Here is a 16978-nt window from a genome sequence, read left to right as displayed (position 1 = left end):
ATTTTCTTACATCTGGGGCAGCCACGTCGAGCGCGGTAATAGTACCACCAACAATTACCGTTGGTCGCCTGTGCAGTACTTAGTTCAGCGAGCTCAAGTTGTACTATTAAACGAGACTTGCATCGTTATTACCAATACAGGCTTATTGATAGTTGGCTGGCTAAATACCTTCCGCAGACTTAGTTGGTCGCCCGCTGGCGGCCTGGCTTAATCGCACGAAAGGTTTAGGAGGCGCAGTGCAAGGATTGGCGAAAGTGCGTGCCAGCGTCCTTCTGGGGAATCTGCTGGGCAACGGTTTCAATCAAGATGGTTTGCTCGGCGTCATCCAGGCTGAGTTTACCGGTCTTGATATCGATCAATTCCAACTGCCAGGCCAGTAGCGTCAGGCAGTCATGCAGGGCGGCAAGTGCCGCGTCGTGGAGTTGCATCGGGCTTTGGGCGTTGCTGATCAGGTCCTGGATGTGCCGGGAAAAATTGCCAATGGCTGGCAGCGCCATGGCATCGGCTTTTTCGGCAAGTTTGACCAAGCTGCTTTTCATGCAATCGATGGCGTCGTTATCGTTGCGGATCAAATGCAGGTGGCTCAGGCATTCCTCTGACTTGGCCAGCAGCATTTCTGCCTCCAGGAGGAACTCGGGAAGTGCGTCTTGCCACTCTTTACCGTCGTTCATCATGAAAGTCTCCACAACATACGGTCAGATAATGAGATGTAGCACCGTAGCAACGGCTTCAAACTAGCGCCGAAATATGACCGGAATCTGTAGTTCGTTTCTGAATTTTGAGTAGTACTTTTATTTGAGTGATCAGCGTCGCGATGGCTGGCGCTGCGTGCAGTGGAAACAACCAGGGGTGTTCGCATGACTTCGATTGCCCAGGCGATAACGCCTGGAAGGCCCTTGGGCCGCGGGCTTGCGATAGCAAACAAAAGCCTGACTCCATTCATGCAATGAGAATGGCGTCACATTAATGGCTATTGGATATTGCGAATATCAGGTTGGACCTGATTGCGACTAGGGGAATCCCCTATATGACGGAACCTTGTGACCGTTTGAGGGTCTGGCGGCGCCGCTTGACTCCCGGATGGGAGGTGATGCCAGTAAAGCATGATGTCAGTGTGACATCAATGCATTTACGTGGCATTTTACCCAGGGTCAAGGTCTGGCGCCGTCTGCCGATAACCTTCTCCAGTAGGCAGCAAATCTTTCAGCACACCCAGGAGTCTTCAATGGCTGGCATTCTCGACACGGTAGATCAACGCACGCAATTGGTGGGTGAGAATCGCCTGGAGATCCTCATGTTTCGCCTGGCCGGGCGTCAGTTGTTCGCGATCAACGTGTTCAAGGTGCAGGAAGTCCTGCAGTTGCCCAAGCTGACCCTGATGCCACAGCGCCACCCGTTTGTCTGCGGCGTGGTCAACCTGCGCGGCCAGACCCTGCCGGTGATCGACCTGTCCCAGGCCATCGGCATGCGTCCGCTGGTGCCGGGGCCCAACAGCACCATTATCGTTACCGAGTACAACCGCTCGGTGCAGGCCTTCCTGGTGGGCGGCGTCGACCGCATCGTCAACATGACCTGGGAGTCGATCCTGCCTCCGCCGGCCAGCGCCGGTCGCCAGCATTACCTCACGGCCATCAGCAAGGTGGATGAGCAGTTGGTAGAAATCATCGACGTGGAAAAAGTCCTCGCCGAGATCGTGCCCTACAACGCCAAGGTCTCCCGGGAAAAACTCGAGGACCCGGTCCTCGAACGTGCCCGTGGCCGCGAAGTGTTGCTGGTGGATGACTCCAACGTGGCCCTGTCGCAACTGCGTGACACCCTGGGTCAACTGGGGGTGAAGATGCATATCGCCAGTGATGGCCTCAAGGCCTTGAACATGCTCAAGGCGTGGGCGGACACCGGCCAGGTAATGACCGACAAGTTGCTGATGATCTTCACCGACGCCGAAATGCCCGAGATGGACGGCTACCGCCTGACCACCGAGATCCGCAACGACCCGCGCCTGCGTGGCCTCTATGTGGTGTTGCATACCTCGTTGTCCGGCAGCTTCAACGATTCGATGGTGAAGAAGGTCGGTTGCGACAACTTCCTCTCCAAATTCCAGCCCGACAAGTTGGTGGATGTGGTGCGCCAGCGCCTGATGCTGGACGAAGTCCCAGCCTGATACCTTCTGGCCACGTTGCCGACCGGGGAAGTTTTGATTCTGGCAGCGTGCTCGTATAGGGTGACGTTTTTGTTCACAGGAACCCAGGCTCATGCTTCGTCTCAGCGCGTTGTATCGGTACCCCTTGAAGTCGGGCAAGGCAGAGACCTTGGCGCATATCGGCCTGGATAAACTGGGGCTGGACGGGGATCGACGCTGGATGTTGGTGGACGAGGCCAGCGGGCGCTTCCTGACCCAGCGCGCGGCAGCGCAGATGAGCCAGTTGTCGGCCCTCTGGAACGGCGCTGGAGGCCTGACCTTGAGTGCTGCTGGCCAGCCCACCCTGGACGTGGCATTGCCCGGCGCTGACGCCGAGTTGCGCGGTGTGACCATCTGGCGCGACACCCTGCGGGTTCCCGATGCCGGCGATGAAGCCGCGCGCTGGGTCAGCGACTTTATCGGCAAACCGACCCGCCTGGTGCAGGTGCCCCTGGAGCGCGCGCGCACTACGGCGGCCGGCTATGGCAAGGATGATGACCAGGTGGCATTCGCCGACGGTTTCCCGCTATTGCTGATCGGCCAGGCGTCCCTCGACGACTTGTCGCAGCGCATCGGCCGGCCCATGGAAATGCTGCGCTTTCGCCCCAACCTGGTGATCGAAGGCAGTGAGGCCTTTGCCGAGGACGGCTGGAAGCGCCTGCGCATCGGGGAGGTGGAGTTCCGGGTGGTCAAGTCCTGCTCGCGGTGCATCCTCACCACCATCGACCCGGCAACGGGTGAGCGCAGCGCCGACCGCCAGCCGCTGGCGACCCTGGAAACCTACCGCAAGGAGCCCGATGGCGTGATGTTCGGCCAGAACCTGGTCAATGACGGGGTGGGCCACCTGGAAGTCGGTATGCCGGTGACGATCCTCGAATAACCCAGGCCCCATGAAAAATGCCCGTCTCAGCGAGACGGGCATTTTTTTGTGCGCGGGAAAGGCTTAGCCGCGGTATTCGCACAGGTAGGCGGTGTCTACAGCCACCTTGAGCTGGAACTTGCTGTCGGCAGGCACATTGAACTGGCTGCCGGCGGCGAAGGTTTCCCAACTGTCGCTGCCTGGCAGCTTGACGGTCAGCGCGCCCGAGACCACGTGCATGATTTCACGCTGGGCGGTGCCGAACTCGTATTCACCCGGGGCCATGACGCCGATGGTCGCCGGACCTTCTGGGGTGCCGAAGGCGATCGACTTGACGGTGCCGTCGAAGTACTCATTGACTTTGAACATGGGTGAATCCTCGAAAAAAGGGGCAAGAAAGGTCGGCCAGTATGCCTTCTACACGGGCAAAATCAACGGCAGCAAACGCGCCGTATTGCGCGCATCTTCCAGTGCCCGGTGTTGCTGGCCGTTGAACTGCATGCCCGCCAGTTGCAGGGCGCCATTGAGCCCCAATGGCTTGTCCAGGCGCCGGGCCTTGGCGAAGCGTTGCTTGAGGTTCACATGGGGCGTCTGGGCCAGCACGCTGGCCAGGCCATGGCGCTGCCACTCCAGTTCCAGTTGCTGGCGATCATAGTCACCCCAACTGGCCCAGCTTTCCAGGCGCGGATGATGCTGGCCCAGCCAGCGCTCAAACAGTGGCCAGACCTCGGTCAAGGGCGCCGCGCTGTCGATATTGGCCTGGCTGATGTGCGTCAACTGGCGGCAGAACGGCGTCAACAACGGCCGGCGCAAGGGCCGCACGAAGCGCTGGAAATGGTCCAGCTCGCGGCCCTGGCGGTTGACCAGGCTCACGCCGATCTCAATGATTTCCATCTCTGACACGGGCCAGCCGCCGTCATCCGTTGTGGCTTCAAGATCAATAATCAGCCAATCAGGCATCGCAGGTTCCCGTACTCATCCCTTTCTGATGGGGATAGAGCGTAGCCAAGCCTGGTAGTTCCGCCCAGGGCTACTCGATCTGCAGCAATACCTGGCGATTACGCACTTGATCGCCGGCGGTGACTGCAATGGCCTTGACCACCCCATCGATCCCTGCCTTGAGCGGGTGCTCCATTTTCATCGCTTCAAGCACCAGCAACAGTTGGCCCTTGCTCACCACATCCCCCTCCTGCACCTGCAGCAGGGTGATGGCACCGTCCATCGGCGCCTTGACCGTGCCGCTGCTGGCGGCCTCTTCCCGACTGGCCACGGTTTGCGTCTGGTTGCTCACGCACAGGCTGTGACCTGAGTACAACAGCCAGAGCTGGGAGCCGTGCAGGTGATAGGCAAGCCGCCGCCGGATGCCGTTGATGACCAGGCTGGCCCAGCGCCCGTCGCTGCCCTTGATGTGGATATCGACAGCGCCGACTTGCACGTGATCCTGCGCCAATACCCGCACGCTGACCTCATGACGCTGCTCATCAACACCCAGGCGATAGGTCCAGGGCACGCTGGCATTGTTGCGCCAGCCCGCCAGGGCAGGGTGATGCGCTGCCGCGCTGTGCCGATAGAACAGTGCGGCGGCCACTGCCAGTTGTTCGTCGCTGATGGCGGGGCGGGCAATGTCGCTGAAGTGTTCGGCGATGAACCCGGTGCTGAAATCCGCCGCGACAAACTGCGGGTGCTCGAGCAAGTCCACCAGTAAGCGCTGATTGCTGGCGATCCCCAGCAGAACGCAGTCCTGCACCGCGCGCAGCAGCTTGCGCCGCGCCTCTTCGCGGGTGGCGCCGTGGGCGATGATCTTGCCCAGCATCGGGTCATAAAACGGGCTGATGCGCTGGGAGGCCAGCAAGCCATGATCGACCCGCACCCCGGCAGCCGGCTCCCAGCGCAGTACCTCGCCGGTTTGTGGCAGGAAACCCTGGGCCGGGTCCTCGGCGTACAGGCGCACCTCCATGGCGTGCCCGCTCAGCGTCACTTGTTCCTGGCGCAAGGGCAGGGGCTGGCCGGCGGCGATTTGCAGTTGCCAGTCCACCAGGTCCAGGCCGGTGATCAGTTCGGTGACCGGGTGTTCCACCTGCAGGCGGGTGTTCATCTCCAGGAAATAGAAGCGTCCGTCCCGGTCCAGCAGGAACTCCACGGTGCCGGCGCCGACATACTCCACGGCGCGCCCGGCCTTGAGCGCCGCTTCGCCCATGGCCTGGCGCAGCTCGCTGGTCATGACCGGGCAGGGCGCTTCTTCGATGACCTTCTGATGGCGGCGCTGCACCGAACAATCACGCTCGCCCAGGTAGATCAGGTTGCCGTGGGCGTCGCCGAACAGCTGGATTTCCACATGGCGCGGCGCGATCAGTGCCTGCTCCAGAATCAACTCGTCGCTGCCAAAGGCATTGAGGGCTTCGGAGCGTGCGGTGTGCAGTTGTTCGAGCAACTGCGCAGCCGTGTGCACCAGGCGCATGCCGCGTCCGCCGCCGCCGGCACTGGCCTTGATCATCAGTGGGTAACCGATGCGCTCGGCTTCGCTTTGCAGGGTGGCGTCGTCCTGCGTGCTGCCCTGGTAGCCGGCAATACACGGCACACCAGCGGCGAGCATGGCGATTTTCGACAGGCGCTTGCTGCCCATCAACTCGATGGCGTGGGCACTGGGCCCGATGAACACCAGGCCGGCGGCGAGGCAGGCCTTGGCGAACTCCGGGTTTTCCGAGAGAAAGCCATAGCCTGGGTGCACCGCGTCCGCGCCGGTGAGGCGTGCGGCCTCGAGGATGGCCGGGATGTTCAGGTACGACTGCTGCACCGGGGCTGGGCCGATGTTCACGGCTTCGTCGGCCATGTGTACGTGCAGGGCGTCGGCGTCGGCCTCGCTATAGACCGCCACGGTGCGGTAGCCCAGGGCTTGGGCGGTGCGCTGGATCCGGCAGGCGATTTCGCCGCGGTTGGCGATCAGTATTTTATTGAAACTGGGCATTTTCGGTCCCTGTTTGATTGGTTGCGCAGGTGCTGGCTTGTGGGGGAGCTGGCTGCCCGCGATTGCATCATCTCGGTATCCCTGACAGACCGAGGTGCCCGCATCGCAGGCAAGCCAGCTCCCACAGGGAATGTGGTGTTTTCAAGATCAACTCACCCACCTGGCCTTGCGCTTCTGAACAAACGCCCGCGTCCCCTCGATTCCTTCTTCCCCCGTCACCGCCTCAACAAACCAATCGGCAGCCTGATCCAGCAGCAGTTCCAACGGTTGATCCAGGCTCTGGAGCAACAGCGCCTTGGTCTGCGCATTGGCGCGCGGTGCACAACGCAATACCTGCCCCAACACCTCATCCAGGCGCTGCGCCAACCCTTGGGGGTCATGCTCGACAAAATGCACCAGCCCCAGGCGCTGCGCCTCGACCCCGTCAAACCGCGCCGCAGTCAGCGCCAGGCGCCGGGCCTGGGTCAGGCCGATGCGGCGCACCACAAACGGCGCAATCTGCGCCGGCAGCACGCCCAAACTGGTTTCCGGCAAGCCGAACTGCGCCTGGTGATCGGCGATGGCGATGTCACTGACACACGCCAGGCCAAACCCACCGCCCAGCACCGCGCCCTGCAACACCACGATCACCACCTGCGGCAGCGCTTCGACTTCCTGCAACAGCGCGCCAAACACCCGGTTCAGATCGCGCAAGCCTTCACGGCTACCCGCGCCGCTCATGTCCTTGATATCGCCGCCTGCACAGAAGTGCCCGCCGGCGCCGCTGATCACCAATGCCCGCACCTGCTCGTCAGGCGCGACATCCGCCAGTACTGCGCGCAGTTCGCTGACCATCTGCACGCTCATGGCATTGCGGCTCTGCGGGCGGTTGAGGGTGATGTGCAGCACGCCGTTGTGCGGTTCCAGCACCAGGGTTTCACAGGCGTTCACGACTTTTTCCCCGGCAGCGTGCCCATCAGTTTGCAGATGATCCCCAGCATGATCTCGTCGGCGCCGCCACCAATCGAAACCAGCCGCACATCGCGATAGGCGCGGGCCACCGGGTTGTCCCACATAAAGCCCATGCCGCCCCAGTATTGCAGGCAGCTGTCGCTGACTTCGCGGCCCAGGCGCCCGGCCTTGAGCTTGGCCATCGAGGCCAGCCGCGTCACGTCCTGGCCCTTGATGTATTGCTCGGTGGCCTGGTAGACCAGCGCGCGCAGGCATTCGATCTCGGTGGACAGCTCGGCCAGGCGAAAGTGGATCACCTGGTTGTCGATCAGGGCCTTGCCGAAGGTCTGGCGTTCCTTGCAGTAGGCGATGGTGCTGTCGACGCAGGCCTCCAGGCCCTTGATCATATTGGCCGCGCCAAACAGCCGTTCCTCCTGAAATTGCAGCATTTGCATCATGAACCCCGCGCCTTCATGGCCGATGCGGTTGCGCTGGGGCACGCGCACATCATCGAAAAACACCTGGGCGGTTTCCGAGCTGTGCATGCCGAGTTTTTCCAGGGGCGGGCTGACGCTGATCCCGGGGGTGTTCATCGGCACCATGATCAGCGACTTGTTGATATGGGGCTTGCCGTCCGAGGTATTGGCCAGCAGGCAGATAAAGTTGGCGCTGGGGGAGTTGGTGATCCACATCTTGCTGCCGTTGATCACGTAGTCGTCGCCGTCCTTGCGGGCGTGAGTTTTCAAGCCGGCCACGTCGGAGCCGGCACCGGTTTCCGAGACGCCGATGCAGCCCACTTGTTCGCCGCTGATGGCCGGGCGCAGGAACTCATCGCGCAGCTCATCGGAACCAAAACGTGCGAGGGCCGGGGTGCACATATCGGTCTGCACGCCGATGGACATGGGGATACCGCCACAGCGGATGGTGCCGAACTCTTCGGCGGCGACAATCGAGTAGCTGTAGTCCAGGCCCATGCCGCCGAACTTCTCAGGCTTGGAAATGCCCAGCAGGCCGAGGTCGCCGGCCTTGCGGAAAATCTCGTGGATGGGAAAGCGCCCGGCTTTTTCCCAGTCGTCGACGTGGGGGTTGATCTCGCGTTCGACAAAACCCCGTACGGTACGGCGCAGCTCTTCGTGTTCCTGGGTGAAGATCATTTTTATTGTTCTCCTGATCGTTAAAAGCGCGCGGCGCCGAAGCTGTTGGGTTGCAATTGGCGCACCTGGGCTTGCTGGCAGATATCCAGCAGGTAGCCCAGCAGCGTGCGGGTGTCCCGCGGGTCAATCAGCCCGTCGTCCCACAGGTTGGCGCTGCCATACAGGGCCGTGGACTGGCTATCGAGTTTCTGCGCGGTGACCTGTTCGAGCATGTCGAGCACCTTGGGGTCGGGCACCAGGCCGTCTTTCAACTGCTTGGCCTCGGTGACAATGCGCAGCACCTTGCCGGCCTGGGCGCCGCCCATCACGGCGGTGCGGCTGTTGGGCCAGGCGAAGATAAAGCGTGGGTCCAGGCCACGGCCGCACATCGCATAGTTGCCGGCGCCGTAGGAACCGCCGACCACCACCGTGAGCTTGGGCACGCGGGCATTGGCCACCGCCTGGATCATCTTCGCGCCGTGCTTGATCACGCCTTGCTGTTCGGATTCGGTGCCCACCATAAACCCGGTGGTGTTGTGGAAAAACAGCAGCGGCGTCTGGCTCTGGTCGCACAGCTGGATAAATTGCGCGGCCTTGCTCGCGCCCTTGGGCGTGATCGGGCCGTTGTTGCCGATAAACCCGCAGGCCCGGCCCTGGATCTGCAAGTGGCCGCAGACGGTGTGGGCATCGAACTCGCCCTTGAACTCCAGGAAGTTGGAGGCGTCGGCGATACGCGCGATGATTTCCCGTACGTCGTAGGGTTTTTTTGGGTCCTCGGGGATCAAGCCCAGCAGTTCCTCAATCGCATACAGCGGCTCGGCATAGGCCCGCGCCGGCTGGGGCGGCAGCCGGTCGTCCCAGGGCAGCAGGCTGACAATCTCGCGCACGATACGCACCCCATCGGCGTCGTTTTGTGCCAGGTATTCGGCGGTGCCGGCGGTTTGCGCATGCATCTGGGCGCCGCCCAGTTCCTCATCGGTGGCCACTTCGCCGGTGGCGGCCTTGAGCAGCGGCGGGCCGGCCAGGAACAGCTTGGCCTTGCCGCGCACCACCACCACGTAATCCGAAAGCCCTGGCTGATAGGCCCCGCCGGCCGTAGCCGAGCCGTGCACCACGGTGATCTGCGGCAGGCCCATGGCCGACATCCGCGCCTGGTTGGCAAAGCTGCGCGCGCCTTCGACGAAAATCTCCGCTGCGTAATTCAGGTTGGCGCCGCCGCTTTCGGCCAGGGTCACCACTGGCAGTTTGTTCTCCATGGCGATCTGTTGCAGGCGCAGGGATTTCTTCAGGCCGCTGGGGGAGATCGTCCCGCCCTTGATTGCGCTGTTATTGGCCACCACCAGCAGGCGCACGCCGCTGACATAACCGATACCGGCAATCAGCCCACCACCGGCGGCGCTGCCGTCCTTGTCGTCGTGCAGCTTATAGCCGGCCAGGCTCGCCAGTTCGAGGAAGGGAGCGCCGGGGTCGAGCAACAGGTTGAGGCGCTCACGGGGCAGCAGTTGACCGCGCTTGTCGAACTTGCCCTTGGCCTCGGCGGCCTTGTCCAACAGGTTCTGTTCCAGTTGGCGCAGGTGGTTGATGGCGCTGAGCATGGCCTCGCGGTTCTGGGCGAACTGCGGGCTGTGGGTGTCGAGTTGGGAGTCGATGACCGGCATGGTTTATTGGCCCTCCTTGAGCACATCCGGCAGGTAGGCGCGGTGAAAACCATTGAACGACGGGCTCGGCGGCTGGGCCTTGTGCAGCGGCCAGGCGCGGCTGCCGAGGCTGGCCGCACCGTCGATGCGCAGCGTGCTGCCGCTGACGAACGCGGCGGCGGGGCTGAGCAAAAACACAATCGCCGCGCTGACTTCCGATTCGGTGCCAATGCGCTTGAGTGGCACATGTTCGCGCAGGGTCGGGATCACTGCCTTGAATGCGCCTTCGTAGGTGTCCATGCCGCTGGAGGCGATCCAGCCCGGCGCCACTGCGTTGACCCGCACCCCGGCGTAACCCCACTCGAACGCGGCGGTCTTGGTGAAGTTGTCCATCCCCGCGCGCGCCGCGCCCGAGTGGCCCATACCGGGCATGCCGCCCCACATGTCGGCGAGCATGTTGACGATGGCACCGCCGTGTTTGCTCATCGACTGATTGAACACTTCCCGCGCCATCAGGAAACCGCCCACCAGATTGGTGCGCAACACGGTTTCAAAACCTTTTTGATTGATCGACGCCAGGGGCGAGGGGTATTGGCCGCCCGCATTGTTCACCAGGCCGTGGATCGGCCCGTGCGCTTCGATGACCTGGCTGACCAGTGCCTTCACTGCCTCTTCATCGCGAATATCACAGGCCTGCCAACTGGCGCGGCCACCGTCCTCGCTGATTTCCTGGGTGACCTGTTGCAGTTTTTCCGGCTTGCGCCCCACCAGCACCACATGGGCGCCGAGTGCCGCCAGCTCATGGGCGGTGCAACGGCCAATCCCGCTGCCGCCGCCGGTGACGATAATGGTTTGCCCCTGGAACAGGTCGGCTTTGAAGATCGAGTCGAAGGCCACGGCAGGAGTTCCTTAGGTGAGTTGATCGGCGAGGTGACGGGGCACGGCAATCGGGATTTCCAGCAGTTGCTGGGCAAAGGCCTTGCCTTGCGGGTCGATGCGCAGGCTGGCGATACCGCCGCCGCCCAGGGCGTTTTCGAGGAGGAAGTTGAGGCTGTGGCTGCCGGGCAGGTACCAGCGCTCGACGCGCCCGTGCAGTGGGTCGAGCACATGGCTCATCCAGTCGACGATCACCTCCGGGGTCAATGCTTCGGCGACCCACGGCAGGTATTCGGGCCGCCGCGCAATCACGCCAATATTGCTGTGATTGCCCTTGTCACCGGAGCGCGCCACGGCCAGTTTGACCAGGGGCACGCTGGCATCGGCGCGGCCTTCGGGCTTGGGCGGGTCGAGGGGCGCGCGGGGCGTACCCAGGGCCGCGCTGGCAGGCAGTTCGCAGGGGTGGGACTGGCCCTGGAAGTCGACGCTCAGACGGCACGCGCTCTTGTCGATCAGGAATGAAAACAGGCGGATCAGTGGGTACACCGTGGGCCTGCCGCCGACAATGCCGGTCAGGCCCGGCGCCATGCCGGTGGCTGCCTGGGCGATTTCCCGGGCGAACAGCACCAGCGCCTGTTTGCTGGGGTGGCGCACCGCCAGCTTGAGCACCACTTCGCGGCAGTCCTGGCGCCGGGCGTGGGCGCCGTAGGTGGCTTCGCTGCCGAGCAATTCAATGTTGACCTCGCTGTAGGGCGCCCAGCCGCGTTGGCTGAACAGCTGCGAGGTCTTGTTGATGATCGCCTGGCTGACCCGCTCGGCCTTGGCCACCGCATCGATGCCGGCCAGCAGGCAACTGGCGGTGCAGCGAAAACCGTCGGGGTAGGTGGCGCTGACTTTGTACTGGTCGGTGGGTGCCAGGCCCTTGGCGCCGCGCAGGCGCACGCGGTTTTCGCCTTGTTGTTCCAGGGTGACCTGGCTGAAGTCGCAGATCACATCCGGCAGCAGATAGGCGCGCGGGTCGCCGATTTCATACAGCAGTTGTTCGGCGACGCTCAGTTGGCTGATCAGGCCGCCTGTGCCCGGCACTTTGCTGACGGTGAACTGGCCGTCGGCGCTGACTTCGACAATCGGGAAACCGATGTGCTCGTAGTCCGGCACCTGGCGCCAATCGGTGAAGTTGCCGCCGGTGCACTGCGCGCCACATTCAATGATATGCCCGGCCAGCGCGGCCTGGGCCAGGTGGTCGTAGTCCTGCCACGCCCAGTTGAATTCATGCACCAGGGCCGCGCTGACCACCGCGCTGTCCACCACGCGCCCGGTGATGACGATATCGGCGCCCAGTTGCAGGGCCTGGACGATGCCCGGCGCGCCAAGGTAGGCGTTGGTCGACACGCACATCGCCGGCAACGGCGCGCCGCTGAACATATCCTCGATGCCCTGCAGTTGCTTGAACTGCGGTTGCAGGTCGTCGCCCAGCACCACGGCGATTTTCAGTGGCACCCGGGCCTGGTCGCAGGCGGCCTGCAAGGCGGCGGCGCAGGCCTGGGGGTGGATGCCACCGGCGTTGCTGATCACCCGGATGCCCTGGCGCTGGATATCGCCGAGCAAGGGCGCCAGCACTTCGATGAAATCCGTGGCGTAGCCGGCCTGGGGGTCTTTGATCCGCGCCCCGGCGAGGATCGACATCGTCACTTCCGCCAGGTAGTCGAACACCAGGTAGTCCAGCGCGCCGCCTTGCACCAACTGCGCGGCGGCGGTGCTGGTGTCGCCCCAGAATGCACTGGCGCAGCCGATACGAACGGTCTTGTCCATGGAAAGTCCTTCTCTGGAAAATCGCTGGGTCGAGACTACCAAGCAAGCGCTTGGTTTGTAAACTGGGAGCACAACTTCTGCCCAAGCGCTTGCTTGGGTGGCTGTCACGGCCTAAATTGCCGGCCATGACGCAATCAAAGTAGTTGAGGAGAGCAGCATGGACGAGCAAAAAGCCCTGGAGGTAATGCGCAGCATGGTGGATGGCGGGCAACTGACCGACCCCGACAGCGCCCGGGGCAAGCTGCTGCAGACCGCGGCTCACCTGTTTCGCAACAAGGGTTTTGAACGCACCACCGTGCGTGACCTGGCCAGTGCGGTGGGGATCCAGTCCGGCAGCATCTTTCACCACTTCAAGAGCAAGGACGAAATCCTGCGGGCGGTGATGGAGGAAACCATCCACTACAACACCGCGATGATGCGCGCCTCCCTGGCCCAAGCGAGCAATGTGCGCGAGCGGGTGCTGGCGCTGATTCGCTGCGAGTTGCAGTCGATCATGGGGGGCAGCGGCGAAGCCATGGCGGTGCTGGTGTACGAATGGCGTTCGCTGTCGGCAGAAGGGCAGGCCCAGGTGCTGGCGTTGCGCGATGTCTACGAAGACATCTGGCTGCAAGTGCTGGGCGAGGCCAAGCAGGCGGGTTATATCAAGGGCGACGTGTTTATCACCCGGCGTTTCCTGACCGGGGCGTTGTCCTGGACCACGACCTGGTTCCGCGCCCAGGGCAGCATGACCCTCGAACAATTGGCCGACGAGGCGTTGCTGCTGGTGCTCAAGGCCGATTAGGCGGGGAGCGCAGGTCATTAATTGTCGGGTAGAAAGTTGTCTCTACAGACAAAAACGCCTAGCTTAGCGAGATTCAGATTTGAACGGTGCGTGCCTGATGTTTTCGCCATGGCGGCTGGCTGCAGGACTTACAGTGTTGGCGATGGGCACCTTGTGGCAGACGCAGGTTTGGGCGGCCCAATTGGTACGGATCGGTGCCGCGCATTTTCCGCCGTATACCGTGCGCCCGGAGCAGGGTGCCGACACCGGGTTGCTGCCGCAACTGCTGGAGGCACTGAACCGTGCGCAGAGTGACTACCAGTTTGTACTGGTACCCACTTCCATCCCCCGGCGCTTTCGTGATTTCGAGCAGGGTCGGGTCGACATGGCCATCTTCGAGAACCCGCAGTGGGGATGGCAGGATATTGCCCATACCAGCGTTGACATGGGCCTGGAGGACGCCGAGATTTTCGTCGCCCAGCGCCAGTCCGGTCGTGACCAGGCGTATTTCGCCGACCTCAAGGGCAAGCGCCTGGCGGTGTTCAGCGGTTATCACTACGCCTTTGCCAACTTCAACCCCGACCCCAAGGCCATGGCCGCGCAGTTCAACGCCACGTTGACCTATTCCCATGACAGCAACTTGCTGATGGTCACCCGGGGCCGTGCGGATATCGCCCTGGTGACGCGCTCCTACCTCAGCGACTTCATGGTGCGCAATGTCGACACCGCCGGGCAGTTCCTGGTGTCGGAGCGCATTGATCAGGTCTACCACCACTACGCATTGCTGCGGCCCAAGGCGGCGATCAGCGGCCCGGCGTTTGCCGCGTTGCTCAAGGGCCTGCGCGACAGCGGCGAACTGGTGAAGATCTTTGAACCGTACCGCATCGATGTGCTGCCGGTGGCTGACGCGCCCTGATCGCGACACCTGCGTCTTAAATTTTTGCGGCTGGTTCACGTCACTTCGTCTAACTGTCGACGATTACCGTGAGCCCCTTCCATGCCCAATCTCCAAGATTTGTCAGCCCTGCCACTGCCGGCAGGGCCCGCCCTGAACGCAGATGAAAGCGATAGCCGCCTGACCCTGACCCTTGCAGGCCAGCCCCTGGTGCGCCTGCGCCTGGAGCGCGGCGACGCGTTGCACCTGCATTTGCAAAACCCCGCTGAGGTGCCGTCGGTACAGGCCGTGTGGGCCGCGTGTTACTGGCTGTTTGCACGGGAGCCTGGGCGCCAGCAACTCTTCTGGCACCTCGAACACGCCCCGGATGAGGCCCTGCGCAGCGGCCTGCTGCTGGCCACGGACGTGGCGGGGCAGTTGCGTTGCGAGCGCACGCTGTTCTGGCAATTGCCACAGCCCTGGCTGGGCCAGCCGTCGAGCGGTGCCTATCCACAGCAGATGATCTTCAGCATGGGCAAGCGCCACCCGCTGCGTGCGCCCAAGCCGCAGGGTGAAGTCTACCGACGTTTTGACGCACGCCTGGGCGCGTGGATCTCACTGCGCACGCTTGAGATCGATGTGGACCTGGCTCGCTTCAATCGCTGGCAGAACAGTACGCGGGTCGCCAACTTCTGGCAGGAAAGCGGCAGCCTGGAGCAACACCGGGACTATCTGCACAAGCTTGCCGCCGACCCGCATACCCTGACCCTGATCGGCTGTTTCGACGATGAGCCCTTTGCCTATTTCGAGGCGTATTGGGCCAAGGAAGATCGCATCGCGCCGTTCTATGAGGTGGACGACTACGACCGCGGTATCCACATGCTGGTGGGGGAGGAGCATCATCGCGGGCCGCACAAGGTTGCCAGTTGGCTGTCGGCGCTGGTGCACTACCTGTTTCTCGACGACCCGCGCACCCAGCGCGTGGTAGCCGAGCCCAGGGCCGACAATGGGAAGATGATCGGGCATATGCAGAACCAGTGCTTCCACTGCGAGAAGGAATTCGATTTCCCCCACAAGCGCGCGGCGCTGATGATTCTGGGGCGGGAGCGGTTTTTTGAGCGGTGTGGGTTGGCTTGAGATCTTCGGGGCAATGAAGATCAACTGTGGCAGCGGACTTGTCGGATCGCCGCATCGCCGCGAAGACGTCGGCCCAGCAAACATTGATGTTGCCTGACCCACTGCTTTCGCGGCGATGCGGCGATCCGACAAGCCCGCTCCCACACAAGCTCACCCCTCATTGCATTTGCCCGGTGGTCAGACCCGTCGGGCAAAGGTATCGCTATGGGTTCCCGACACCTTGCGACAGTGCACCAGCGCATCGCGGATCATAAAGTTGACCAGGGTCGGCGACACGCCCAGTTCCTTGGCGATGTCCTTCTGCGGCACGCCATGCAGGCGGTACATCTCGAACGCGTAGCGCGTGCGCTGGGGCAGTTCGGTCAGGGCGTCGGCGATGTTTTCCAGGGTGGAAAAATTGATGTGCGAGGTTTCCGGTGAAGCGCCATGAATAACCACATTCAAGCCTTCCTCTTCCGTCCCGGAATATTTCAGTTCCAGGGCCTGTTTACGGTAGTGGTCGATAGCCAGGTTGCGCACGATCTGGAACAGATAACTCAGCTGCGCCTTGAACGATGAGGTGATCTGCGGCGCCGATTGCAGTCTGAAGTAGGCGTCCTGCACTACGTCTTCGGCGCGGGAACGGCAGCCGGTAATGCGCGCCGCGATCTTGACCAGGATCAGCCGGTTATCGACAAACGCCTGGAGTAACGGTGAATCGCACCTGCTTGTGGATACTTGTTCCGTCATGGAAATCACCTTGCTGCAAATGAGGTTAGTGGAGGGCATCCCTGCTGAGGCCTCCTACACATCGGGCAACAAATTATTCTTAATGATAATGATTGTCAAATGAGAAGTGGAACTAATCTTATACCGAAATGCAAACTGTGAGGTGCATCTCTTTGTGTGCGGGCCCCGGCCTGCAGACTAATTATTTTGCCGTGCCATCCGTTCTCATTGGTGACAGGCCAGCCAACACGCCGGCCATGGATTTGCACCCGGAGGACGACGACATGCGTTTGTATCGCGAGAACCCAGCGTTCCAGGCAGGGGTGGTCTGAGATGAGCACGTCGACCCGCTTGCGCCTGTTTTGCCTGCCCTATTCGGGCGCCAGCGCCATGTTCTACAGCCGCTGGCGCCGGGCGTTACCCGAGTGGTTGCAGGTGTGCCCGCTGGAGTTGCCAGGGCGTGGCATGCGCATGGACGAACCCTTGCAGCGCGATATCAAGGCGCTCGCCGCGCAATTGGCCGGCGAGATCAGCGCCGAACTCGATGGCCCCTATGCCTTGTTCGGCCACAGCCTCGGTGGCCTGCTGGCGTTCGAGCTGGCCCACGCCCTGCGCGAACGCGGCCTGCCTGCGCCGCTGGCGTTGTTTGCCTCGGCCACCGCCGGCCCGGCGCGCCGGGATGTCAGTGAATACGCCGAGGAAAAAGACGACACCCAACTGATCGAGCGCCTGCGCACGCTCAAGGGCACCCCCGAGGACGCCCTGGCCAACCGCGAGTTGATGCAGCTGACATTGCCGATCCTGCGCGCCGACTTCCTCTTGTGCGGCAGCTTCCAGTACGGCGAGCGCGAGCCGCTGTCGATGCCGATCCATGTATTTGGTGGCAAGCAGGATGACGTGCGCGCCGACGAATTGCTCGACTGGCAGGAAGACACTGCCAGCGGTTTCTCCCTGGACATGTTCGAGGGGCACCACTTCTTCCTGGTGCAGCAGCAAAGCTCGCTGCTGCGCTGCGTGCGGCGCTACGCCGACGAACATTTGACCCGCTGGCGCCATGGCGCTGCACGGCGGGCGGCCCTGGCGACCGGCTGAACACGCCGCCACACGC

The 16978-nt window shown here is 62.6% G+C and carries 16 protein-coding genes; 6 read left to right on the top strand and 10 right to left on the bottom strand.

The genetic code is table 11. From position 1 onward, the window contains the following. Nucleotides 1-224: 224 nt before the first annotated feature. Entirely contained in the window at nucleotides 225-674 is a 450-nt protein-coding gene (locus HBO05_RS20985; protein ID WP_169952581.1) for a hypothetical protein, read from the bottom strand. 551 nt (nucleotides 675-1225) lie between these two features. On the opposite strand from HBO05_RS20985, the gene HBO05_RS20980 reads away from it, so the two are divergent. Together HBO05_RS20980 and HBO05_RS20975 are read left to right on the top strand one after the other, a co-directional pair. Then, a complete protein-coding gene (locus tag HBO05_RS20980; protein ID WP_169952578.1) occupies nucleotides 1226-2161 on the top strand; it encodes a chemotaxis protein CheV in 936 nt (311 codons plus the stop codon). A gap of 91 nt (nucleotides 2162-2252) precedes the next feature. Next, nucleotides 2253-3059 (top strand): MOSC domain-containing protein, encoded by an 807-nt coding sequence (locus tag HBO05_RS20975; protein ID WP_172313942.1) that lies wholly within the window; start codon nucleotides 2253-2255, stop codon nucleotides 3057-3059. A 63-nt stretch (nucleotides 3060-3122) separates the two neighbouring features. Here the strand turns inward: HBO05_RS20975 and HBO05_RS20970 are convergent, their stop codons facing one another. The 8 genes from HBO05_RS20970 to HBO05_RS20935 all read right to left on the bottom strand — a co-directional run bounded on the left by HBO05_RS20970 (nucleotide 3123) and on the right by HBO05_RS20935 (nucleotide 12391). Then, complete coding sequence (locus HBO05_RS20970) at nucleotides 3123-3407, bottom strand: pyrimidine/purine nucleoside phosphorylase (protein ID WP_169952573.1); 285 nt, start codon at nucleotides 3405-3407, stop codon at nucleotides 3123-3125. A 48-nt stretch (nucleotides 3408-3455) separates the two neighbouring features. Further along, a complete protein-coding gene (locus HBO05_RS20965) occupies nucleotides 3456-3998 on the bottom strand; it encodes an exonuclease domain-containing protein (protein WP_169952571.1) in 543 nt (180 codons plus the stop codon). Nucleotides 3999-4068: 70 nt separating this feature from the next. After that, a complete protein-coding gene (locus tag HBO05_RS20960; protein ID WP_172313940.1) occupies nucleotides 4069-6003 on the bottom strand; it encodes an acetyl/propionyl/methylcrotonyl-CoA carboxylase subunit alpha in 1935 nt (644 codons plus the stop codon). A 147-nt stretch (nucleotides 6004-6150) separates the two neighbouring features. Next, complete coding sequence (locus HBO05_RS20955) at nucleotides 6151-6933, bottom strand: enoyl-CoA hydratase/isomerase family protein (RefSeq protein ID WP_172313938.1); 783 nt, start codon at nucleotides 6931-6933, stop codon at nucleotides 6151-6153. Next, nucleotides 6930-8087: a citronellyl-CoA dehydrogenase gene (atuD, locus tag HBO05_RS20950; RefSeq protein WP_172313936.1), complete on the bottom strand. Its 1158-nt coding sequence runs from the start codon at nucleotides 8085-8087 to the stop codon at nucleotides 6930-6932. Before atuD ends, HBO05_RS20955 begins: the two co-directional genes overlap by 4 nt. A gap of 20 nt (nucleotides 8088-8107) precedes the next feature. Further along, a complete protein-coding gene (gene atuC, locus HBO05_RS20945; protein WP_170042831.1) occupies nucleotides 8108-9724 on the bottom strand; it encodes a geranyl-CoA carboxylase subunit beta in 1617 nt (538 codons plus the stop codon). A 3-nt stretch (nucleotides 9725-9727) separates the two neighbouring features. After that, nucleotides 9728-10600: an SDR family oxidoreductase gene (locus HBO05_RS20940; protein ID WP_170042832.1), complete on the bottom strand. Its 873-nt coding sequence runs from the start codon at nucleotides 10598-10600 to the stop codon at nucleotides 9728-9730. A 12-nt stretch (nucleotides 10601-10612) separates the two neighbouring features. Beyond that, nucleotides 10613-12391, bottom strand: coding sequence for an acyclic terpene utilization AtuA family protein (locus tag HBO05_RS20935; protein WP_172313934.1), 1779 nt, complete (start codon nucleotides 12389-12391; stop codon nucleotides 10613-10615). Nucleotides 12392-12548: 157 nt separating this feature from the next. Here HBO05_RS20935 and HBO05_RS20930 point away from each other — a divergent pair, with 157 nt between their 5' ends. From HBO05_RS20930 to HBO05_RS20920, 3 genes are all read left to right on the top strand, one after another. After that, nucleotides 12549-13172: a TetR/AcrR family transcriptional regulator gene (locus HBO05_RS20930; RefSeq protein WP_169952556.1), complete on the top strand. Its 624-nt coding sequence runs from the start codon at nucleotides 12549-12551 to the stop codon at nucleotides 13170-13172. 97 nt (nucleotides 13173-13269) lie between these two features. Then, the gene (locus HBO05_RS20925) at nucleotides 13270-14067 is read left to right on the top strand and encodes a transporter substrate-binding domain-containing protein (protein ID WP_170042834.1); all 798 of its coding nucleotides are present in this window, start codon (nucleotides 13270-13272) and stop codon (nucleotides 14065-14067) included. Between the two features lie 81 nt (nucleotides 14068-14148). Then, nucleotides 14149-15162: a GNAT family N-acetyltransferase gene (locus HBO05_RS20920; RefSeq protein WP_172313932.1), complete on the top strand. Its 1014-nt coding sequence runs from the start codon at nucleotides 14149-14151 to the stop codon at nucleotides 15160-15162. 177 nt (nucleotides 15163-15339) lie between these two features. On the opposite strand, the gene HBO05_RS20915 is transcribed toward HBO05_RS20920, so the two are convergent. After that, entirely contained in the window at nucleotides 15340-15891 is a 552-nt protein-coding gene (locus tag HBO05_RS20915) for an RNA polymerase factor sigma-70 (RefSeq protein WP_029298131.1), read from the bottom strand. Nucleotides 15892-16203: 312 nt separating this feature from the next. Here HBO05_RS20915 and HBO05_RS20910 point away from each other — a divergent pair, with 312 nt between their 5' ends. Beyond that, nucleotides 16204-16962: an alpha/beta fold hydrolase gene (locus tag HBO05_RS20910; protein ID WP_169952550.1), complete on the top strand. Its 759-nt coding sequence runs from the start codon at nucleotides 16204-16206 to the stop codon at nucleotides 16960-16962. Nucleotides 16963-16978 lie beyond the last annotated feature (16 nt).

The sequence above is a fragment of the Pseudomonas sp. WS 5079 genome (assembly GCF_012985465.1).
Taxonomy (GTDB): Bacteria; Pseudomonadota; Gammaproteobacteria; order Pseudomonadales; family Pseudomonadaceae; genus Aquipseudomonas.
This window is presented reverse-complemented; position numbering and strand designations above follow the sequence as displayed.